This window comes from Micromonospora narathiwatensis (assembly GCF_900089605.1).
Lineage (GTDB): Bacteria > Actinomycetota > Actinomycetes > Mycobacteriales > Micromonosporaceae > Micromonospora > Micromonospora narathiwatensis.
The window spans coordinates 5899097-5919220 of the sequence record NZ_LT594324.1 but is presented as its reverse complement, the minus strand read 5'-3'; the positions used below and the strand labels follow the sequence as shown (position 1 = coordinate 5919220).

The following is a 20124-nucleotide window of genomic DNA, read 5'->3' as shown; positions in this document are numbered from 1 at the left end:
AAACCGCCGGAACGGCGGCCAGCGCATTGACCTCGGCGGGAACTGGGATAGGAAGGAGCACGCGTATTCCCGCGAGCCCTCGGAGGACGACCGCCTTGCGCCCCCCGCTCCGGGCCGTTGCCATGCTGGCCACGGCCGCCGTGCTGGTCACCGGATGCAGTTCCGGCGACGACTGGTCGCGGCCACACCCCAAGCCCGTACCGATCGGCGCCCTCGGCCCGGGCTTCATCGACCCCTCCGCGCCGCCCACCCCGGAGGGGACCGTCACCCCACGGCCCGGTTCCTGGGCCGGGGTCCGCCCGTCGAAGGGCTACCGGGTGGTGCTGCTCACCGCGGGTGACGACCGGCCGACCAAAGCCCTCGTGGGCGCGGTCAAGGAGTGGGCCCGGGAGACGCACGTCGATCTCAGAACGGTGGCCGCCGAGGACGGGCACGACCTCGTACCCAGCATCAGCCGGGCCCTGGAGATGGGCCCGGACCTGATCGTCAGCGCGGGCAACGACCTCGTCGACCCCCTCGCGCTGGTCACCCCGCACCACCTGTCGCAGCAGTTCCTCGTGGTCGGCGCGGAGCTGGCCGAGCCCACCCACAACGTCACGGCGGTGGACTGGTCCGGCGCGTCGTTCCGTGGCGAGGGGCTCGGCATGTCCTCGACGTACGACCCCGAGTCGTTCACGGCGGAGCGCTGCGCGGCCGCCATCCGGGCGGGTGTCGCGGCAGTGCTCAACGAGCTGACCGGGATCGTGATCTGGCTCGACCAGCACTGACCGGACGGGACGTCGGCGCGGGCGCCGGGGGTCGAACCTCCCGCGAGCGACCCGGACGACCGGCAAGCGACAACGGTTCGGCAGACCCGGCGCCGGCCCCGGAAATGAGTCAGCGGCCGGAGCCTGGTCGGCTCCGGCCGCTGACCGGTCAACACATCCGGACTACAGCTTGGCGCACTGGCCCGAGGACGGGCCCTTCACGCTGTTCGGCCGGCTCTCGTTCACCGGGGCCGGGGTGTTGCCCGAGCAGGCCAGCGGCCCGCCGATGACGTTCCCGGCGACGACGACCGGCTGGCTGCCGGTGTTGCCGTTGACGGTGATCGGACCGCCGACGGTGACCGTGTCGATCCGTACCCCACCGGTGTTGGCCGTGACCGACACCGGGCCGTTCACCTTGCCCTTGGTGATGGTCAGCCCGCCGGTGGCGCCGGACACCGTGACCGGGCCGGACACCGTCGCGCCGGAGAGCTCGAACAGCACCGGGCGGGTGGCGTACACCGGACCGCCGATGGTGCCGCCGGTGACCACCAGCGAGGCACCCGGGTTGACCGTGACGGAGCCGCCGATCGTGGCGTTCTCCAGGCAGACCAGGCCCGCGCTGACCACCAGCGGCTTGCTGTACGTGCCGGTGATCGTCGTGGTGCACTGCGGACCGGCCTGGCCGATCGTCGACCGCGGCTGGGTGTCCGCGGTGACCGGCGAGTTCGCCGCCAGGTAGCTCACCAGCATGGTCAGGTCGTTGTCGCCGGTGGTGGCCGGGTTGGTGCCCTTGCCCAGGGTGGTGAAGTTGTCACCACCGGAGGCGAGGAACGAGTTCACCGTGACCCGGTACGTGCCCGACGGGTTGAGCGCCGTGCCGTTGAGCTTCACCGACGTGATCCGCGAGCCCTTGGGCGCCTCGGGGTTGTAGGTGTAGCTGAAGCCCTTCGAGACACCCAGCCACAGCACCGGACGGGACGCGCCGTCGGGCTGCCACTGCTCCTCCAGCACCTGCTTGATCTGGGCACCGGTGTAGCTCTTGGTGACCACGTCGTTGGCGAACGGCTGGACGGCGAAGGCGTCGGCGTAGGTCACCGTGCCGTCGGTCCGGTAGAGCAGGTCGGCCCGCAGACCGCCCGGGTTCATGAACGCGATCTGCGCCCCGCCCCGGCCGGCGTCCTTGGTGCCGGCGAGCTGCACGTCGGCGATGAAGTTGCCCAGCGCCGACTCCTTGCCGCGGTCCTCGTTGCCGTTGGTGTAGGCCCGCTTGACGTCCGCGGTGATCGAACCGAGCTTCTGCTTGCCCAGCTCGGCCGCCTTGACCTTGGCGGCGGCCACGATGTCGGCCACCGCCGCGTCCTGCGGCGCGCCGACCACGTCGACCAGCTGCGCGTCCGAGGAGGTCACCGAACCGGTGTTCGGGTCGAAGGTCAGGTTGACCTTGCCCAGCCGCATGCCGTAGTCCTCGGCCTGCACCACCGGACGCAGCTTGTCCGTCCCGGGGACCGGGAGCTTGAACGCGTACGGCTGGTGGGTGTGACCGCTGAAGATGGCGTCGATGGTGGCGTCGACCCGGGTGAACTTGCCGAAGACCGGGTCGTTGGCCAGCGCCTCGGCGGAGGTGATGTTCTCCGTCGCGGCGCCTTCGTGGGCGAGCAGCACCACGACGTCGGCCTCGCCGTTGTCCGGGTTGCCGTCCTTGAGCTGGCGGGCCACCAGGTTGGCCTCGGCCACCGGGTCACGGAAGGTGAGGCCGGCGATGCCGTCCGGGCTGACCAGCGACGCGGTCTGCTCGGTCACCACGCCGACGAAGCCGACCTTGACACCGCCGATGGTGCTGACCGAGTACGCCGGCAGCGCCCGGGTGTCGCCCCGGTACACGTTGGCACCCAGGTACGGGAAGGCGGCACGGTCGGACACCCGGCCGGTGAGGTCGGCCATGCCCTTGTCGAACTCGTGGTTACCCACCGCCGAGGCGACCAGGCCGGCCTTGTTCAGCGCGTCGATCGTCGGGGTGTCCCCGTCGATCGCCGAGACGAAGGTGGACGCGCCGATGTTGTCACCGGCGGAGATGAACGCGGTGTTCGGGTTCTGCGCCCGCAGCTGACCGACCAGGCCGGCGAGCTGAGCAGCGCCGCCGACCGGCTGACCACCCACGGTGGCCGGGGACTCCAGCCGGCCGTGGAAGTCGTTGATGCCGAGCAGCTGGAGGTTGACCGGCTTCGCGCTGGTGCTGATGCCCACCACGACCGGGTTGTGGTCGCTGGCCCGGTACGGGGTCGGCTCGTAGAAGTCGGCCAGGCCGTCGTACTCGAACGCGAACGACTCGACCGCGTTGATCTGCCACACGTCGACGCCGGTGATCCGCGACGCCAGCGACGGCGAGGCGAGGGCGTGGTCGAGCGAGCCGGACTCGCCACCGAAGACGTAGGTGGCCTTGCCGGTGTTGTTCAGATCCTTGAACTTGGCCTGGTAGAGGACCTGCATCGGGTCCTCCTGGGTGTACGCGTTGAAGTCACCCAGCAGGAGCACGTCCTCGGTGCCGCTGTCGGCCTTGACCTGGTCGACGAAGGCGGTCAGCGCCTTGGCCTGCCGGACGCGGTCGCCGTTCCAGTTGCCCTGACCGTCACCGGTGTCGGCGTTGTCGCCGGTCCCCGTGCCGCTCTTGGACTTGAGGTGGTTGACGACCACGGTGAAGGAGGTCTTCCCCGCGGTGAACGTCTGCGCGATCGGCTCGCGGGCGTTGAACCAGACGGTCTCGTCGTTGATCGACCGGCCCGGGCCCTTGGGCTGGACCTTCGCCGGCTTGAAGATGATCGCCGTGGTGATGAAGTCCTGCTCGGCGGGGCTGGGCAGCTCGGCCGGGCTGCGGACGTAGTCCCACGTCCCCGCGCCGTCCTTGGCGTTGAGCGCGTTGACCAGCCGCTTCAGCGCCTGCTGCGGGTCACTCGGGTCGAACCGGACCGAGTTCTCGATCTCCTCAAGCCCCACCACGTCGGCGCCGAGCGCGCTGATCGCCGCGACGATCTTCGCCTCCTGCTTGGCCAGCCCGGCCTCGTTCGCCGCACCGCGGGCGTCGCCGCCGAAGTGCACGAAGTAGTTGAGGACGTTGAAGCTGGCCACCCGCACGTCCCCGCCGACGTTCGCCGGACCGGCGGTACGCGGGTTGGTGGCCTTGAAGGTGGTCCGGGTGGCCGTCGGGGTGTCCGCGCTGACCGGCGTGGTCGGCTGGAGGCGCCACTCGTTGAAGCCGTACGACAGCACGACCGGGCCGAACGCCTCGACCGAGTCGCCGACCCGCAGCGGGTTCGCCTTGGACAGGTACGGCGGCAGCAGCCCGGCGGTGGCCAGGTTGGTGGTCTTGCCGTCGTCGAGCAGGATCCGCCGGAGCTTGTTGTCGGCGTTCACCTGCTTGGCGGCGTCCGAGCCCGGGCGGGCCAGGTCGGTCGCGTTCGGGGCCACCTTGTCGCCGGCGGCGAGCACGACCTCGCCGTACCGGTTGGTGTTGTACACCTCGGCGACGGTGTACTGGCCGACCGGCGCCACCAGCATCGACTCGACCGACTCGCGGGCGTCGTCGGACAGCGGCAGGCTGACCGGGACCGGGGCCGGCAGGGTCGCGTTGTGCGCGCAGATCTGCACGTCGGTCTTGGCGGCGGTGTTGAGCTGGGTGAGGCCGTTGTACTCGCTCGGGGTGCCGCTGACCCGCACCCGGTCACCGACGGCGACCGCCGGGTGGTTCGCGGTGTTCGTGCCGACGTAGACGAAGATGCCGTCGGAGGCGGTGCCGGCGGCGACCGGACGGTCACCACCGCTGCCGGCGGTCTGCACGTAGACGCCGTTGTAGCCACCGGTGCGGTGGTCGGCGGTCACCACGCCCTCGACGGTGACCCGGGTACCCGCGAGCGGCGTTGCGCTGCCGGTGCCCTGGACCTCCGCGATGGTGCGGTCGACGGTGACGGTGCAGCCGATGCCCGGGTCCGGGTCCGGGTCCGGGTCCGGGTTGCTGGCGGAGTTGCGGACGCCGAAGGTGTTCGGCGCCGGGGGGTTCCACTTGCCGTCGATCTTCTGCAGCGACTGGCCGACGGGGGTGGTGGAGCTCTCCTTGACCCCCATGTCGGTCCCGGTCAGCCCGTTGGCCGGACCGCCGACCGCGAGGAACGGACCACCGTAGGTGATGAACTCCGTCACCGAACCGGTCGGGGAGACCAGCGCGACACCGTCGGGGTCACCGTTCTGGATGCCGTTGACCGGATAGTCGGCAACCATCACGCCGGCCGCCGGCACCGAACCGCTCAGCGTACGAGTGTTGTACGCCGCACCGTTCCCGCCATTGTAGAGAACGATCTGCCAGCCGCTCAGGTCGAAGCCGACCGGCGCCTCGATCTCGATCGCCTCGCCGACGTCGGTGCCGGCGTTGTCGTAGTGGATCTCACTGATGAATGGTGTCGCCACCGGTTCGGCAGCGAAGGCGGCGCTGCTGCTCAGGGCGAGCGCACCGCTTGTGACGAGTGCGCCCAACACCCTGACAGGGTGCCTGCGCATGGGTCGGAGCTTCAAAGCTGTGCCTCCGAGAGGGGGGATGGACTGGTGGAACCTAAGCGCATTTGGTGTCTTAGCAGGAGCCGCCAGATGTACGGAGCAGGTTAGCCTGTCGGCCAGAATTCAACGTAGATCGAACAAAAGTGCGCTGAGCCACGAAACGGACGCGGGCGCAGATTATTCGCTGATTTCAATTATTCGCTCGCGCTGCGTAATGGCTCTGAACACGACAGGTACGACTCCGGGGATCATTGGGGTGCCGTGCCCAGGAGATCGTGACAGAAGACGATACGGCCGCGCATCCGGGGGATGCCTCCTCGTCGGACGCGTGACGGGAACTGCCCAAGCCATCGACCGCTGGCAGTGCGGGCGGTCCGACTAGGTTTCGACGGCCGCCGCCGGGCCGGCCAGCCCGGCCGCCACCGTGTCGAGGTGGCTGAGGAACCGCCGGACCGCCGGTGGCCGGCTGCGACCGCCTGCGGTGGCGGCGAAGACCCGCCGGACCGAGGCGTCGTCGGAATGCAGCCGAAGCAGGGCGAGGTCGGGCGGGGTGGCCCGGACGGCCAGCGCGGGCACCAGGGCGACACCCAGACCGGCCGCGACACAGCCCAGCTTGCCGGTCCACTCCGCGGCCACGATGTCGATCCGTGGCCGGAAGCCGGCCGGCAGGGTGGCGCGCAACAGGGTCTCCTCGGCGGTGGCCGAACCGGCGATGAACGCCTCGTCGGCCAGCTCGCGCAGCCGTACGGTGCGCCGATGGGCGAGCCGGTGTGCCCGGGGCACCGCCACCAGCAGGACCTCGTCGAGGAGGTGGTGCAGGTCGAACCGGTCCTCGTCGAGGGGCTGGTCGGGGGCCGCGCTGACCACGACGATGTCGGCGTCCCCGGCGAGCAGCCGGTCCAGCAGACCTGGCGTCAGCCCCTCCACCAGGGACAGCGCCACCTGCGGGTGGGCGGACCGGAAGGCGGCCAGGGCCCGGGGAACGAGCGCGGCGACCGCCGTCGGAAACGCGCCGACCCGCAGCCGGCCGGCGGTCAGGTCGTGCAGCGCGGCCAGGTCCCGACGGGCCGCGTCGAGTCGATCGAGCACCGCCTCGGCGTGGGCGAGCAGGCACCGGCCCGGCTCGGTCAGGGCGACGCCGCGCGGCAGCCGGTCGAACAGGGCAGACCCGACTTCGGCCTCCAGGGCGGCGATCTGCCGTGACACCGCGGACTGGGTGTAGCGCAGGGTCCGCGCCGCCGCGGTGATGGAGCCGTGCTCGGCGACGGCGCGGAAGACCTGGAGGGCCTGCGGTTGCATGCCGCCATGCTGCCATGCGGCGGAGGCATGGCAGAGATGCGGAACATTCGTTGGTGACATGGCTGCCCGGCACCTAGCGTTCCGGGCCATGAAAGTCATCGCACTGCTGGGCACCGGCACGATGGGCACGGCGGTCGGCCGCCGGCTGCTGGCCACGGGGCAGCGCCTCACGGTCTGGAACCGCACCCCCGCCCGGACGGGCTCGCTGGTCGCGGCCGGCGCCCGGGCCGCCGCCACCCCGGCCGAGGCGGTCCGGGACGCCGCCGTCGTGATCACCATGCTCACCGACGCCGCCGCCGTCCATGAGGTGCTGTACGGCGTCGACGGGGCGGCGCCGGCCCTGCGGCCCGGCACCCATCTGGTCGAGATGTCCACCATCGGCCCACGGGCCGTGGCCGAGTTGGCCGGGCGGCTGCCGGCGGGCGTACCGCTCGTGGACGCGCCCGTCGCCGGCAGCGCCGGCGCGGCCGAGGCGGGTCGGCTCGTGGTGCTGGCCGGCGGCACGGAGGCGGCCGTGGAGCGGGTCACTCCGGTGCTGAGGCTGCTCGGCACGGTCCGCCGCTGCGGCGGTACCGGTCGAGGCGCCGCGCTGAAGCTGGTGCTCAACACCGCCCTGGTCACCGCCGTGACGGCCACCGCGGACGCGCTGGCGGTCGCGGATGCGGTCGGCGTGGACCGGCGTACGGCGGTCGAGGCCCTCGCCGCCGGACCGCTCGGCGGCGCGGTCGCCCGGGCGACCGCCACGGACGCCGCGTTCGCCGTCGCCCTGGCCGCCAAGGACGCCCGGCTCGCGCTCGACGCGCTCGGCGGGGTGCCGGCACCCGTCCTGCGGGCCGCCGCGTCGGTGCTGGCGGCCGCACCCCACCCGGACGAGGACATCGCCGTCCTCACCGGCGTCCACACCAAGGACGCCGTGTCTCACGACGAGGAGCAGCAGTGACCGTGACCCTGGACAACCCCGCGACCGTCGCCGCGCCGTTCGGCGACCGGTTCGCCCACGTCGCCCGCCTCGACCTGCCGGGCGGGGCGCTGCTCGTGCTCTCCGGCCAGGTCGGCGTCGACGACGACGGCGCCGTGGTGGCGCCCGGCGACGTCCGGGCGCAGTCCGAACGGATCTTCGAGCTGATCGGCGGCCTGCTCACCGCGCACGGCGCCACCTTCGCCGACGTCATGCACGTCCGCACGTTCATGACCGACCTCGGCGACCTGGCCGGCTACGCGGCGGTCCGCAACCGGTACTTCCCGCACGCCAAGCCCGCCAGCACCACGGTGGAGGTGGGCCGGCTCTTCCTGGCCGGCGCGGTGCTGGAGGTCGAGGTGACCGCCGCCGTGACCACAGGCTGAACGTCGGATCCCGCCCCGACCGAACCGACGGCCTGACGACCGCAACGATGAAGAAGCGCGGGGCACGGCCTGCGGTACGCTTCCAGCCAGTCACTACTACGACCTGTCGTGTCCGCCGTCGGTGTGCGTCCCGTCGGCGGCCCGAGCCGGAGGTGCCGGATGGCCGACGACGACGCGGAGCTCACCGCGTGGGCGTTGGCCGCCGGCCGGGGTGACCGGGACGCGGCCACCCGGTTCGTCCGCGCGACGCAGCAGCAGGTCCGGCGGTTCCTCACCGCGCTGACCTCCCCGTCCGAGTCCGAGGACCTGGCCCAGGAGACGTTCCTGCGCGCGATGCGGTCGCTGCCGTCGTTCGCCGGCCGGTCCTCGGCGCGGACCTGGCTGCTCACCATCGCCCGCCGCGTCGCGGTGGACCACGTCCGGGCCGCGGCGGCCCGCCCGCGTACGGTGCCGATGGCCGACGGGTACGACGCCCCCGACGCGTACCGCGGCGGCTTCGACCGGCAGGTGGTGCTGGAGCAGTTGATCGCCACGTTGCCGGCGGAGCGGCGCGAGGCGTTCGTCGCCACCCAGGTGCTCGGCATGTCGTACGCCGAGGCGGCGGAGGTGTGCGGCTGCCCGGTCGGCACCATCCGCTCCCGGGTGGCCCGGGCCCGCGAGGACCTCGTCGCCGCCACCGAAAACCGGCCCGGTTGGGGCTCGCGGCGCGGCGGCGACGCGGCGGTGTGACCGGGCGCACCCCCGGTGACCTGCGCCAAGGCGGAGTTCGGCAGAGGTGGCGGGAACCGGAGCCACCCTCTGAGCGACTATCGGTACATGGGCTGTGAACAGTGGCGTGAGGTGCTGTCGGCGCTGTTGGACGGGGAGGAGACGGCCGCCGAGCGGGTGGCCGCCGAGGCCCACCTGAGCGGGTGCGGCGGCTGCCGGGCCTGGTACGACCGGGCTGCCGCGGTGACCCGCCGGGCGCGGCTGTCGGTCACCGTGGCCGGCGACGACCTCACCGATGTCATCCTCGCCGCGCTGCCGGAGCCGGTGCCGGTGCCGCCGGCGGAGCCGGAGCCGGTGCTGGCCCCGCGCCGCCGGGGCCGGATCGTGCTCACCCTCCGGGCGGTGCTCGGCCTGATCGGCGCGCTACAGGTCGTTCTCGGCCTGACCCAGATCGGTCGCGGGGTGACCGGCGTCCACGACCACGCGGCGGCCGGCGCGCTGGCGTCCGGGCACCTGTGGCACGAGTCGGCCGCCTGGAACGTGGCCGTCGGTGCCGGGTTCCTGTTCGTCGCGGCGCGGCGCACCCCGCCGACCGGGCTGGTGCCGATGCTGTCGGCGTTCGTCGGCACGCTGGTGCTGCTGTCGGTCAACGATCTGGCCACCGAGCGGGTGGAGACGACCCGACTGGTCAGCCACGGCTTCCTGCTCGCCGGATACGCGGTCGTCGTGGCGCTGTCCCGCCCCCGGCTGCGCCCCGGCGGCCCGGCGCAGGGCGACCGCCCGGAGGGGCCGCGCTGGCACCTGCCCGCCGAGGAGCAGCCCGACGCCCCCGGGCTGCGGCTGTTGCCGCCGCCGTACCCCGGCTCGGCCCGTACCGCCGACCGCTGGGCGGCCTGACCGGGACCGGGGGCGCGGTCAGCCGCCCAGCCGGCGGACCATGTTCATGATCGTTTCGATCTGGGCACCGCCCTTGATCGGATAGTTGGTGGCGCCGAGGTAGCCCCACCAGTCCCAGCAACCGTTCGGGTTCACCCCGGTGGCGATGGCCTGCGGGTAGAGCACGATCAGTTTGTTGGTGTCGGCGTACTGGTTGAGGTTGGCCCGGTCCACGAAGGCGGTGCCGACCTTGGCGTACCCCTGGGCGCAGCCGTGCAGGGCGACCAGCAGGCGGCAGGTCTGGCCGGCCGCGCAGGCGCTCGGGACGTACGCGAAGCCGCTGGCGTCCATGCTCAGCCCGTTGGCCCAACCGTTGACCGCGAAGCTGTCCTGGCTGTAGCGGATGAGCGTGCCGCCGAGCGGGCCGGTGTTCGGCGCGGACACCGAGCCGAGCAGCTTGCCGAGGAAGCTGCCCTGCGGGTCGGTGCCGCAGTCGTTGAGGAACGGCGAGGCGGTCGCCGTGCAGCCGACCGTGCCGTACGGGGTGACCCAGGCGTGGCCGGCGGCGCTGCCGGAGTCGTAGCGGACGCTGGCACCGAAGTCCTGGTAGTAGCGGACCAGGTCGTCGGTGACCGACTTCTTCACGACGTTGTCGTTGCCACCGTGATAGACGTACACCGGCTGACCGGAGAGGTTGCCGGTCCCATCGACCCAGCCGTACGCCGCCCAGGTGCGGGTGTAGCTCTCCAGGGTGGACACGTACGTCGGGTAGATGTTGTCGCCGCAGCCGTACAACGCCTGGGCGACGTTGTTCTGGGCGCAGTAGTACGGGCCGGCGGCGAAGACGGCCGCGCCCCGGATCCGCGCCGAGTACGCGACCTGGAGCTGGGTGGCCAGGTATCCGCCGGAGGAGACCCCGGCGACGTACACGCCGGAGACGCGGTAGGTGCTGAGCGAGCCGGATACCGGGGTCTTGGTGTACGGCGTGCCCGCCGCCCGGGCGGCGGTGCCACCGGGCAGGACCAGAAGGAGGGCTGCGGCGAGGGTGGCGGCGGCTTTCCACGGTGTCTTCATGGCGTTCTCCCGTCGGAGCGCCGGCGGGACGGCCGGCGTGCCGGTACGCTAACGTGACATTGACCACGGCAGATATCCATGCCGTCGACACCTCCGGACCGACGGCGGTGTGGGCGGCCCACCGGGCTATTCCGGTTGGCCGCCGGCGGGATACCGCCTACTGTCGACGCGACGTCACTCCGATCGCGAAGAGGGTGTTTTGGTGCCGGTGTCGAGCGTGCTGATCCGAGCCGACCAGCGTGACCGCCTCCCGACGACCGCATCCACTTCCTGGAGTGACGACATTGGATCTGCCACGTAGTTTCACCATCCGCGAGGGCGACCTCCGGATCCTCAACCCGTTCGACGCCGGCAAGCTGGCCACGCTGGGCCGGGCGATCAAGCTCGAACCCGGCACGTCGATTCTCGACCTGTGCAGCGGCAAGGGCGAGTTGCTCTGCACCTGGGCCCGGGACCACGGCATCACCGGCACCGGGGTGGACATCAGCACCGTATTCACCGCGGCGGCCCGGGAGCGGGCCGCCGAGCTGGGCGTCGCGGACCGGGTCCGGTTCGCGCACGGCGACGCCGCGACGTACGTACCCGAGGAGCCCGTCGACCTGGCCGCCTGCGTCGGCGCAACCTGGATCGGCGACGGGGTGCCCGGCACCCTGGAGATCCTCCGCCGCAGCCTGCGCCCCGGCGGGATGGCGCTGGTCGGGGAGCCGTACTGGCGGCTCGACCCGCCCGACGCGGAGACCGTGACCGGGTGCCAAGCCCGGACCCGGGACGAGTTCCAGGGCCTGCCCGGGCTGGTCCGGCTCTTCGCGGAGTGCGGCTGGGACCTGGTGGAGATGGTCCTCGCCGACCAGGACAGCTGGGACCGGTACGCGGCGGCGCACTGGCTGAACCTGCGCCGCTGGCTGGACGCCAACCCCGACGACGAACTGGCCGGGGAACTGCGCCGGGAACTGACCGAGGACCCGCTGCGGTACGTCCGCTACCAGCGGGAGTACCTGGGCTGGGGGGTCTTCGCCCTGCTCCGGCGGTGACCGCGCCGGGCCGGTTCCCCGGGCGGGGAGCCGGCCCGGACGTCCGGAGCCGGCTCGCGGCCCGGCCCGGGCCGCCCGGGCGGCATAGCGTTCAGCGACCCGGGGTAAGGCAGGATCATGGGACAGCTGCGTACGTCGCCGCCACCGCCTCAGGCCACCGCGCTGGAGCGGTGGGACCTCGGCACCCCGGCCGAGCTGCGCGACCTGCGGGCCTCGCTGCGCCAAGCGCTGACCCGGCACGGCCTGGTCCAGGGGGAGGACCTGGACGAGGTGCCCCACCTGGTGGTCCTCGTCGCCACTGAGCTGGCCAGCAACGCGCTGCGGCACGGTCTGCCACCGACCACCGTCACCCTGCTCACCGCCGACGGGTGCTTCATCCTCGACGTGGCCGACCACGACCTCAGCACCATCCCCGAACTGGACGACACCAACCCGCTCGACTCGGGTGGGCGCGGGCTGATGCTGGCCCAGTCGGTCTCCCTCGCCGTCGGCTGGTACGCGACCGGGGACACCAAGAACATCTGGGCCTCGTTCTCCCGCTGAACGGACGTCAGTCGCGCTCGCCGCCGTGTCCGGCGGTGGCCGCCGGGGTATCGCCCCAGACCGCCTTCGCGCCGCTGTCCCCGACCCGGTAGACCTGCACCAGGTTCGCCGCCGCGACCACCACGGCCAACACCGCGACCACCACGCCCAGCACGCCCCGACCGGAGGTACGCACCGCCTCGGTCGCGCCGCCGCCTGGCCGGCTGGCCCGACGGTGCAGCCAGACCAGCGCCACCGCCACGACCAGCAGCGGCAGGGCGAACCAGAGCAGCGTGTCCCCCAACTCGGCGTGCTGGCCCGGGTCGCCGACCCGGCGCTCCAGGCTCTCGCCGCTGTCCGTGGCGAGCGGGATCGCGGCGGTGGCCAGCGCGGCGATCGCCACGACGAGCACGCCGAAACGGCCCCGCCAGGACGGTCGGACGGCGAGCGCGACGACGCCGAGCGCGGCCAGCGGCAGGAGGACCACGACGGCGTGCACCACGAGCGGGTGCAGCGGCAGTCCGTTGACGGTGTCGGGCACGGATCTCTCCTCGGCGATCGGCGATGTCCTGTCCGGCCCCCACAGTGCCCAGCGTTTCTTGGGAATTTCTTGCGCGGCCGTCGGTGGTCGCGCTGGCCCGGCGTACGGAGCGGTTCAGGCCGGCGGCAGGAGGAGAGTGAAGGTGGCCCCCCGCCCCGGCGCGCCGGCCACCTCGACCGTCCCGCCGTGCGCCCGCGTCACGTGCTGCACCAGCGCCAGGCCCAGCCCGAACCGGCGGCCCGTCCCCGCCGTACCGTGCGCGAAACGCTCGAAGAGCCGGTCCGTCTCGGCCGGGTCCAGCCCCACCCCGTCGTCGGCCACCTCGGCGACCACCCGGCCGTTGCGGCCCGCCACGGTCACCGTGACGTGTCCGCCGTCCGGGACGTGCCCTACGGCGTTGTCGACCAGCGCGGTGAGCGCCCGGCGCAGGGCGGTACGGGCACCCCGGACCGGGGCCGGTCCGGCCGCCTCGGCCCGCAGCTCGACCGCCCGGCCCTGCGCGTACGCGGACATGCTGGCCACCACCTCGCGGGCGACCTCGGCCAGGTCGACCTCGGTGTCCGGCAGCGGCCGGTGCTCGGCGGCGGCCGACACCAGCAGATCCTCGACCACCTCACCGAGCGCCCGGGTGTCGGCGACGAGCTGGTCGAGCTGGTCGGTGAGCCGGTCCGCCGGCTGGCCGCGGGCCCGGCGGGCCAGCAACTGCGCCCGGGTGTGCAGCACGGTGAGCGGAGTGCGCAGCTCGTGCGAGGCGTCGGCCACGAAGCGGCGTTGCAGGGTCAACGCGGTGGCCAGCGGCGCGACCGCCCGCCGGGCCAGCAGCGCGGCGGCGACCAGCGCGCCGGCCAGCCCGGCCAGCTCGGCCACCAGCAGCGCGACGGCGAGCTGCCCCTGCCGCTGGCGCAGCGGCGCGAGGTCGGCGGCGATCGCCCACCGGCTGCCGTCGGCCCGCTGACGGACCAGCACCCGGACCGGCCGGTCGTCGCCGGCGCTGGTGTCGTACCGGCCCGGCCGGCGGCCGACCGCGTCGTGCAGGACGCGGACCAGCTCCGGCGACGCGCCCCTGGTCGTCTCGGTCGCCGCCGCGCCGGCCGGCTGCCGGGCGAGGACCTGGCCGGGCGGCGGATCGTCCACGTCCTCGGCCATGGCCAGCACCTGGGTGAGCTGCGTGTCCAGCTCCCGGCCCTCCTGCCGGCTGGTGAGCACGAACATCAGCGCGCCGACCAGCAGCAGGACCACCCCGATCGCCCCGGCGGTCTGGGCCACGCTGCGCCGGCGGGCACGGTTCAGCCGGGCCTCGTCCACGCGGTCCCCCGCCTCAGCCCGGGCCCAGTCGGTAGCCCAGCCCGTGCACCGTGCGGACGGTGTCCCGGCCCAGCTTGCGGCGCAGGTGATGGACGCAGGCGTCGACGGTGCCCGGCGCGTCGGCGTGGTCGAACGCGGCGTTGAGCAGCTCCGCCCGGGTGAAGACCTTCGTCGGCCGACCGGCGAGAGCGTGCAGCACGGCGAACTCGCGGGCGGAGAGGGACACCTCCTCGGCACCGTCGAGCACCCGGCGGTTGCCCACGTCCAGCCTCCGCCGGCCCACCGGCAGCCAGCCGGCCGCGTCCGGGTGCCGGCGGCGCAGCGCCCGGAGCCGGGCCAGCAGCTCGGCCAGCTCGAACGGCTTCACCAGGTAGTCCTCGGCGCCCGCGTCCAGCCCGGCCACCCGGTCGTCGACCGACCCCCGGGCGGTGAGCAGCAGCACCGGGCAGGTCACCCCGCGGGACCGCAGCCGGACGACCAGCTCCAACCCGTCCAGCGCGGGCAGGCCCCGGTCGACCACCATTACCTGGTATTCGCGGGTCAGCGCGTGGTGCAGGCCGCGGTGCCCGTCGCCGGCCACGTCGACCTCGTACCCCTCCTCGGTGAGCAGGTCGACGAGCAGGCCGGTGAGGGCACGGTCGTCCTCGACCAGCAGCAGGCGGGGGCGGATGCTCTCCACCCGGCCAGTATCCACCCCTTCGCCCGGGACGCCCCGACCCGTCGCACCGGCCCGCTCCGGGCAGCGGAGCGCCGGCCCGGGGGCCGGAGGGCCGAACGCCCGAGGTGAGGGCGCTCACGGGCGGCGGTACCCCCTCCGCCGGTACCGTTCCTCCTCGGGCGCGCGAACCGTCCCGCCGGGCGTCGGTCCCACCTGTGGCGGGGCGCCGACTGCCGCGCCCGCCTGGATCACGGCGCTCCCGCCGGACCACCCGAGCAGAGGAGAGCCCCGTGCCGGACGCCGACCCGCTGCTCGCCGCCGCCCTCGCGGCGGCGCGCGGCACCGACGTACGGGCGGCCGAGCGCGCCCTCGACCGGCTCGTCGTCGGCGACGGTCCGACGGTGGACGCGGCGCTGCTCGCCCGACTGCGCCGCGGCGTGGGGCGGCTCTGGCCGCGTGGCTGGCAGCCGGTCGACCTGGATCGGATCGCGACCCGGCGGCTGACTGCGCGCGGCGCGCGGCTGCTCCGGGACGTGCTGGCCGCCCAGCGCCGGGAGCAGCCCGACCCGGTTCCGCCGTGGTTCGAGGAGCAGCTCGCCGAACTCGGCGCGCGCTGGGCCGGCGACGCCGGCTGGCTGGACCGGCGGGCCGAGGGTGACCGGATCACCGCGCTGCGGGACGCCGTCGACGCGCTCGTGCTGGTCGAGGGGCTGCCGCCGATCGCGGTGCTCCGCCCGCCGCCCGGTGGCCCGGCCGCCGCCCCGCGCGCCGCCACCCCGTCCGGCGGGTCGCGGATGCTGGACCGGGTACGCGCGCTGCTGGCCAAGGCCGAGTCGACCACCTTCCCGGCGGAGGCGGAGGCGCTCACCGGGAAGGCGCAGGAGCTGATGGCCCGGCACAGCATCGACGCGGCGCTGCTCGACGCGACCGCCGACCGGCCGGACCAGCCGAGCGGCGTCCGGCTCGGCACCGACGCCCCGTACGCGGCGGCGAAGGCGCTGCTGATCCAGGAGGTGGCGGCGGCGAACCGGTGCGAGTCGGTGTGGTCCGACGACCTCGGCTTCGCCACCGTGCTCGGCTTCCCCGCCGATCTGGTGGCGGTCGAGCTGCTGCACACCTCGCTGCTGGTGCAGGCCACCACGGCGATGCTGCGCGGCCGGGGCGAACGCCGGACGGGCGGCGGCCGACGTACGGGCGGCGGCCGGCGCACCAAGGGGTACGACGAGTCGTTCCTCAACGCGTTCGCGCTGCGGATCGGGGAGCGGCTGCGGGCGGCCACCTCGGCGGCGGACCGGGCGGCGGCCGAGGAGCGCGGCGACGACCGGCTGCTCCCCGTGCTCGCCGCCCGCTCGGACGCGGTCCGGGAACGCGTCGACCAGCTCTTTCCCGGCGTCACCCGGTACCGGCTCCAGGTACGCGACGCCGAGGGCTGGACGTCGGGCACCTCGGCCGCCGACCGGGCCTCGCTCGACGTCGGCTCCCCCGGCCACCGCGCGGTGCGTCGCGGTCGCTGATTTTTCTCGGGAGGATGTCGGATCGGACGTCCCGGCTCCGACCCGTACTGCGAGGGGCCACAACCGGTGGTCCGTACCCGAGGAGTGACCGTGAAGTACATGCTGTTGATCTGGAACCGGCCCGGCTTCGTCGAGGCGCTGTCCGAGGAGGAACGGAACGCGATCTTCGGCGAGGTCGACGTGATCATGAAGGAGCTGACCGAGTCCGGGGAGCTGGTCGGCGGCGAGGCGCTGGCCCACCCGTCGCAGACCCGTACGGTCCGGTCCCGCGCCGGCGGTGTCGAGATCACCGACGGGCCGTTCGTGGAGAGCAAGGAGCAGTTCGCCGGCTACCTGATGGTCGACTGCGAGACCCCGGAACGGGCCGCCGAGATCGCCGCGAGCTGGCCGGACGTGCGGCGTGGCTTCGGCCTGCTGGAGGTGCGCCCGCTGATGCACCAGGCCGGGACGGAGATTTGACGCCCACGGGTGTCGAGGACCTGCTGCGCACCCTCGCGCCGCAGGTCCTCGGCGTACTCGTCCGCCGGCACGGCCAGTTCTACGCCTGCGAGGACGCCGTGCAGGAGGCCCTGCTGGCCGCCGCCACCCAGTGGCCGGCGCAGGGCGTCCCGGACCACCCGCGCTCGTGGCTGGTAACCGTGGCGACCCGCCGGCTCACCGACGAGTGGCGCAGCGAGCGGGCCCGCCGGGACCGCGAGGTCGCGGTGGCGGTCCGGGAGCCGGCGTACGCGGCGGTCGCACCGCCGGCCGACGAGGAGCCGCCGACCGGGGACGACACGCTGAGGCTGCTGTTCCTCTGCTGCCACCCTGCGCTCACCGGCTCCGCCCAGGTGGCGCTCACGTTGCGGGCGGTCGGCGGGCTGAGCACGGCGGAGATCGCCCGGGCGTACCTCGTGCCGGAGGCGACGATGAGCCAGCGGATCCGCCGGGCCAAGCAGCGGATCGAGGCGTCGGGCGCCCGCCTCGTACTGCCCTCGGCCGCCGACCGCGACGAGCGGCTGCACGCCGTGCTGCACGTGCTCTACCTGATCTTCAACGAGGGCCACACCGCCTCCAGCGGCGGTGAGCTGCACCGGGCGGAGCTGACCGGGGAGGCGATCCGGTTGGCCCGGGAGCTGCGCCGGCTGCTCCCCGACGACGGCGAGGTCACCGGACTGCTGGCGTTGATGCTGCTCACCGACGCGCACCGGGCCGCCCGGACCGGCCCCGGTGGGGAGCTGATCCCGCTGTCCGAGCAGGACCGCACCCGCTGGGACCGGAGCGAGATCGAGGAGGGCATCGCCCTGGTGACCGAGGCGCTGACCTGGTCACCGCCCGGCCCGTACCAGGTGCAGGCGGCGATCGCGGCGGTGCACGCCGAGGCGCCGACGGCGGCGGAGACCGACTGGCCGCAGATCGTCGGGCTCTACCGGGTGCTCGCCCGGATCGCGCCGAACCCGATGGTCACCCTCAACCAGGCCGGCGCGGTGGCCATGGTGGACGGTCCCCGGGCCGGGCTCGCCCTGTTGGCGCCGCTCGCCGCCGACGAGCGCACCGCCGGGCACCACCGGCTCGCCGCCGTCCGCGCCCACCTGCTGGAACTGGCCGGTGAGCGCGACGCGGCGCGGGAGGCGTACCTGGCCGCCTCCCGGGCGACCACCAGCCGGCCCGAGCAGCGCTACCTGGAGGTACGCGCCGCGCGGCTGGCGGCCGACCGCTGACTCAGAACAGCCGCCCCCGGTACGGATGCGGTCGCCCCCACCGCTCTTCCCACTGCACCAGCTCGGCCTGCCACTGCGGCAGATCGGGCCGGTACTCGCGGATGAGGTCGGGATTGTCCGGGCGGCTCACCAGGAACCGCCAGTACGCCTCGACCGCCTCGCGCACCTCGTCGAGCGCGTAGCTGCCCCGCTCACTCTCGACCCACTCGTTCTGGAACTCGACGCCGTGGTCGGTGAAGCTCACGACGTACTTGTCGCTGTCCCACTCGTCCGCCAGCGCCCGGCCGTGCGACACGTCGTCGACCATCGCCAGCGCGTCGAGGCAGACCGAGTGATAGACCGAGATGTCGGTGATCAGCCAGGCGCCGAGCACCCGGTACCGCTGATCCGTCACCTCGAACAGCGGCAGGCGGTAGTCGTCCAGCGAGAAACTGATGAACGCCAACAGAGGTCCTTCGGATCAGGGGACGACGGGCCATCCGTGCGTGAACCCGCCCGAGCCATTGTAGAAACCCTCGATCACGAGGTCCTTGTGCTTCCCACGCCACAGATTGGTGCCCGGCACGGGCGTCGCATTCTGGAAGGCGCCACTGATGGCGTTGTCCACCTGGGCGGGTGTCCAGTCATCGGGGAAGAAGGAGCTTTCCCCGTTGGGCCCCTTCTTCGGCTTCCACGCCCCGTGCGGTGGGTTGAGCGTCGAATCGAAGAACTCCGGCTTGGCGCGGTACGCCCCGGTCTTCGGATCCTTGACGACGCTCCCCGGTTGCAGCCTGCGTCCCGGGAAGTCCTGGCCACCCGGGCGGTAGTGATAACCGGTTCCCTTGGGCATTCCCGGCTTGACATGTCCCCCGCCGATCACGTGCTCAGTGAAGTGCGGGTTCATCCGGTCGGGGCGGTTGCGTCCCTTGCTCCGCTTCAGGAAGCGCAACGCGGCCCGCATCAACCGGCCGCCGGCCTTGCCTCCGCTCATCCCCGGGTCACCCGTCGATGAGCTTCCAGAGGACCTCTTGGATGAGGTTGCCGACGATGGTACGGGCGAGCTGCTGGAAGATCGGGATCTCCAGCAGCGAGGCGCCGAAGGTGAGCGCGGCTGTGGCGATCGCCTGCGCTATCTGGATGGCCAGGAGCACCAGTTGCACGATCACCGCGATCTTCAGGGCGAGGACGATCGCGGCGCAGATGATCAGGCCGGTGCCGGTGAGCACCGCCGCGGTCACCCCGTCGCGCAGGCTGTCGGCGGGGCTGTCCTCCCGGTTCCACCAGGACTGGAAGGCGTTGATGTCCTGACCGGTGTGGCCGGACCAGACGGCGGCGGCCCCGGCGTGCGCCTCGGTGACCACGCCGCCGAGGGTGCCGGAGAAGCGGATCCAGGCGTTGCCCATCTCGAAGAGCTTGACCTCGTCCGCCTCCGGCCAGGTGTAGCCGAGGATGCCGAGCAGCGAGCGCAGTTCGCCGGGGAGTTCGAGGCCCATCGTCAGTCGCCCAGGGCCTGGTGCAGGCCGTCGAAGCCCTGCTTGATGGCGGCCTCGATCTCGGCGTAGCGGGTGGCCATGTCGGTGAGGTCCGTCCCGGCGGCGGCGATCTCCTGCAGGGCGCTGTCGAAGCACTCGAATGCGAAGGCGGACACCTCGTCGTGGGCGGCCCCGATCAGGGAGCCGATGTCGTCCGAGCCCCATGGCCGGCCGAACGCGGCCAGCTCGGCCTGGAACGCCGAGATCGCCTGGCCGAACCGGGTCGCCGCCCCTTCCAGCGCGCGACCGGACCGGCTCAGCCCGTCCGGGTCGACCTCGATCACCGTCATTTACCGCCCTGCCGGGCGAGCCGGTCCTGCGCCTCCACCAGAGCGTCGGTGAACGCGCTGAACTGCCTGCCGGCGTCTTCTTGGATCTTGCGCAGCTGGTCGCCCAGCGATCCGAGGTCGATCTGTCCGGGAACGGCGGTGACCTTTTCCTGAAGATCGGCGAGCGCCGCGTTGACCGCCTCGGTGACCTCTTCGGCCAGTGACTCGCTCGCCATGCGCATCGCCCGTGGGTCGAGGGTGAGCGCGGTGATCCGGCCGGGTGGGCCGACCGTCACCTGGACCAGCCCGTCGGCCGCCTCGCCGTGGCCCTCGGGTGGTGGCGCGTCGCTCTCGGCGCCGGCGGTGAACTGCCCGAGCGCGGACATCGTCTCGGACAGCACTCGCCCGAGGCCGGACGGGTCGACGGGGTGCGCCATGGGGTGGCTCCCTCCGGGGTCGAGGTCGCTTCGCATCCTAGGCGCTC

21 protein-coding genes are annotated in these 20124 nt (G+C 73.1%); 10 read left to right on the top strand and 11 right to left on the bottom strand.

The window, feature by feature from the left end:
- Positions 1–95 precede the first annotated feature (95 nt).
- On the top strand, positions 96–767 hold the full coding sequence (locus tag GA0070621_RS26135) for a type 1 periplasmic-binding domain-containing protein (RefSeq protein ID WP_091200716.1): 672 nt from the start codon (positions 96–98) through the stop codon (positions 765–767).
- 162 nt (positions 768–929) lie between these two features.
- On the opposite strand, the gene GA0070621_RS26130 is transcribed toward GA0070621_RS26135, so the two are convergent.
- A complete protein-coding gene (locus GA0070621_RS26130; protein ID WP_167667395.1) occupies positions 930–5270 on the bottom strand; it encodes an ExeM/NucH family extracellular endonuclease in 4341 nt (1446 codons plus the stop codon).
- Between the two features lie 396 nt (positions 5271–5666).
- Positions 5667–6587 carry a LysR family transcriptional regulator gene (locus GA0070621_RS26125; protein WP_091200714.1) on the bottom strand — a complete coding sequence of 307 codons (921 nt, stop codon included), beginning with the start codon at positions 6585–6587 and terminating at the stop codon, positions 5667–5669.
- An 88-nt stretch (positions 6588–6675) separates the two neighbouring features.
- Between GA0070621_RS26125 and GA0070621_RS26120 the strand changes: the two genes are divergently transcribed.
- The 4 genes from GA0070621_RS26120 to GA0070621_RS26105 all read left to right on the top strand — a co-directional run bounded on the left by GA0070621_RS26120 (position 6676) and on the right by GA0070621_RS26105 (position 9536).
- Complete coding sequence (locus tag GA0070621_RS26120) at positions 6676–7527, top strand: NAD(P)-dependent oxidoreductase (protein WP_091200712.1); 852 nt, start codon at positions 6676–6678, stop codon at positions 7525–7527.
- A complete protein-coding gene (locus tag GA0070621_RS26115) occupies positions 7524–7931 on the top strand; it encodes a RidA family protein (protein ID WP_091200710.1) in 408 nt (135 codons plus the stop codon). The genes GA0070621_RS26120 and GA0070621_RS26115 overlap by 4 nt, the downstream gene beginning before the upstream one ends.
- A 159-nt stretch (positions 7932–8090) precedes the next feature.
- On the top strand, positions 8091–8660 hold the full coding sequence (locus GA0070621_RS26110; RefSeq protein WP_091200708.1) for a sigma-70 family RNA polymerase sigma factor: 570 nt from the start codon (positions 8091–8093) through the stop codon (positions 8658–8660).
- Positions 8661–8747: 87 nt separating this feature from the next.
- Positions 8748–9536 (top strand): zf-HC2 domain-containing protein, encoded by a 789-nt coding sequence (locus GA0070621_RS26105; RefSeq protein ID WP_091200706.1) that lies wholly within the window; start codon positions 8748–8750, stop codon positions 9534–9536.
- An 18-nt stretch (positions 9537–9554) separates the two neighbouring features.
- Here GA0070621_RS26105 and GA0070621_RS26100 read toward each other — a convergent pair whose 3' ends face one another.
- Positions 9555–10589 carry an extracellular catalytic domain type 2 short-chain-length polyhydroxyalkanoate depolymerase gene (locus GA0070621_RS26100; RefSeq protein WP_091200704.1) on the bottom strand — a complete coding sequence of 345 codons (1035 nt, stop codon included), beginning with the start codon at positions 10587–10589 and terminating at the stop codon, positions 9555–9557.
- A gap of 275 nt (positions 10590–10864) precedes the next feature.
- Here GA0070621_RS26100 and GA0070621_RS26095 point away from each other — a divergent pair, with 275 nt between their 5' ends.
- Together GA0070621_RS26095 and GA0070621_RS26090 are read left to right on the top strand one after the other, a co-directional pair.
- Positions 10865–11620 (top strand): SAM-dependent methyltransferase, encoded by a 756-nt coding sequence (locus GA0070621_RS26095; protein WP_167667393.1) that lies wholly within the window; start codon positions 10865–10867, stop codon positions 11618–11620.
- Between the two features lie 117 nt (positions 11621–11737).
- Positions 11738–12163, top strand: a complete 426-nt coding sequence (locus GA0070621_RS26090) for an ATP-binding protein (protein WP_091200699.1) — start codon at positions 11738–11740, stop codon at positions 12161–12163.
- A 7-nt stretch (positions 12164–12170) separates the two neighbouring features.
- Here GA0070621_RS26090 and GA0070621_RS26085 read toward each other — a convergent pair whose 3' ends face one another.
- From GA0070621_RS26085 to GA0070621_RS26075, 3 genes are all read right to left on the bottom strand, one after another.
- Positions 12171–12683: a DUF2231 domain-containing protein gene (locus GA0070621_RS26085; RefSeq protein ID WP_091200697.1), complete on the bottom strand. Its 513-nt coding sequence runs from the start codon at positions 12681–12683 to the stop codon at positions 12171–12173.
- 114 nt (positions 12684–12797) lie between these two features.
- A complete protein-coding gene (locus tag GA0070621_RS26080; protein ID WP_091200695.1) occupies positions 12798–13988 on the bottom strand; it encodes a sensor histidine kinase in 1191 nt (396 codons plus the stop codon).
- Between the two features lie 13 nt (positions 13989–14001).
- Positions 14002–14667, bottom strand: coding sequence for a response regulator transcription factor (locus GA0070621_RS26075; protein WP_091200693.1), 666 nt, complete (start codon positions 14665–14667; stop codon positions 14002–14004).
- Positions 14668–14936: 269 nt separating this feature from the next.
- Here GA0070621_RS26075 and GA0070621_RS26070 point away from each other — a divergent pair, with 269 nt between their 5' ends.
- The 3 genes from GA0070621_RS26070 (at position 14937) to GA0070621_RS26060 (ending at position 17860) form a co-directional block, all read left to right on the top strand.
- Positions 14937–16160 (top strand): DUF2786 domain-containing protein, encoded by a 1224-nt coding sequence (locus GA0070621_RS26070; protein WP_091200691.1) that lies wholly within the window; start codon positions 14937–14939, stop codon positions 16158–16160.
- 99 nt (positions 16161–16259) lie between these two features.
- Positions 16260–16619 carry a YciI family protein gene (locus tag GA0070621_RS26065; RefSeq protein WP_231921101.1) on the top strand — a complete coding sequence of 120 codons (360 nt, stop codon included), beginning with the start codon at positions 16260–16262 and terminating at the stop codon, positions 16617–16619.
- Complete coding sequence (locus GA0070621_RS26060) at positions 16616–17860, top strand: RNA polymerase sigma factor (RefSeq protein WP_091200689.1); 1245 nt, start codon at positions 16616–16618, stop codon at positions 17858–17860. Before GA0070621_RS26065 ends, GA0070621_RS26060 begins: the two co-directional genes overlap by 4 nt.
- Before the next feature lies 1 nt (position 17861).
- On the opposite strand, the gene GA0070621_RS26055 is transcribed toward GA0070621_RS26060, so the two are convergent.
- The 5 genes from GA0070621_RS26055 to GA0070621_RS26035 are packed head-to-tail and all read right to left on the bottom strand — an operon-like array spanning position 17862 to position 20077.
- Entirely contained in the window at positions 17862–18305 is a 444-nt protein-coding gene (locus GA0070621_RS26055) for a hypothetical protein (protein WP_091200687.1), read from the bottom strand.
- 15 nt (positions 18306–18320) lie between these two features.
- Positions 18321–18830 (bottom strand): EndoU domain-containing protein, encoded by a 510-nt coding sequence (locus GA0070621_RS26050; RefSeq protein ID WP_167667391.1) that lies wholly within the window; start codon positions 18828–18830, stop codon positions 18321–18323.
- A gap of 7 nt (positions 18831–18837) precedes the next feature.
- Positions 18838–19332 (bottom strand): WXG100-like domain-containing protein, encoded by a 495-nt coding sequence (locus tag GA0070621_RS26045; protein WP_091200685.1) that lies wholly within the window; start codon positions 19330–19332, stop codon positions 18838–18840.
- Positions 19333–19334: 2 nt separating this feature from the next.
- Positions 19335–19661 (bottom strand): hypothetical protein, encoded by a 327-nt coding sequence (locus GA0070621_RS26040; protein WP_091200684.1) that lies wholly within the window; start codon positions 19659–19661, stop codon positions 19335–19337.
- Positions 19658–20077, bottom strand: coding sequence for a YbaB/EbfC family nucleoid-associated protein (locus GA0070621_RS26035; protein WP_091200682.1), 420 nt, complete (start codon positions 20075–20077; stop codon positions 19658–19660). Before GA0070621_RS26035 ends, GA0070621_RS26040 begins: the two co-directional genes overlap by 4 nt.
- Between the last annotated feature and the right edge of the window lie 47 nt (positions 20078–20124).

Bases quoted from the DNA above. Each gene is read 5' to 3' on its own strand.
- GA0070621_RS26125 (WP_091200714.1), bottom strand. From the start codon at position 6,587: ATGCAACCGCAGGCCCTCCAGGTCTTCCGCGCCGTCGCCGAGCACGGC.
- GA0070621_RS26110 (WP_091200708.1), top strand. From the start codon at position 8,091: ATGGCCGACGACGACGCGGAGCTCACCGCGTGGGCGTTGGCCGCCGGC.
- GA0070621_RS26100 (WP_091200704.1), bottom strand. From the start codon at position 10,589: ATGAAGACACCGTGGAAAGCCGCCGCCACCCTCGCCGCAGCCCTCCTT.
- GA0070621_RS26120 (WP_091200712.1), top strand. From the start codon at position 6,676: ATGAAAGTCATCGCACTGCTGGGCACCGGCACGATGGGCACGGCGGTC.
- GA0070621_RS26090 (WP_091200699.1), top strand. From the start codon at position 11,738: ATGGGACAGCTGCGTACGTCGCCGCCACCGCCTCAGGCCACCGCGCTG.
- GA0070621_RS26105 (WP_091200706.1), top strand. From the start codon at position 8,748: ATGGGCTGTGAACAGTGGCGTGAGGTGCTGTCGGCGCTGTTGGACGGG.
- GA0070621_RS26040 (WP_091200684.1), bottom strand. From the start codon at position 19,661: ATGACGGTGATCGAGGTCGACCCGGACGGGCTGAGCCGGTCCGGTCGC.
- GA0070621_RS26035 (WP_091200682.1), bottom strand. From the start codon at position 20,077: ATGGCGCACCCCGTCGACCCGTCCGGCCTCGGGCGAGTGCTGTCCGAG.
- GA0070621_RS26045 (WP_091200685.1), bottom strand. From the start codon at position 19,332: ATGGGCCTCGAACTCCCCGGCGAACTGCGCTCGCTGCTCGGCATCCTC.
- GA0070621_RS26050 (WP_167667391.1), bottom strand. From the start codon at position 18,830: ATGAGCGGAGGCAAGGCCGGCGGCCGGTTGATGCGGGCCGCGTTGCGC.
- GA0070621_RS26065 (WP_231921101.1), top strand. From the start codon at position 16,260: ATGCTGTTGATCTGGAACCGGCCCGGCTTCGTCGAGGCGCTGTCCGAG.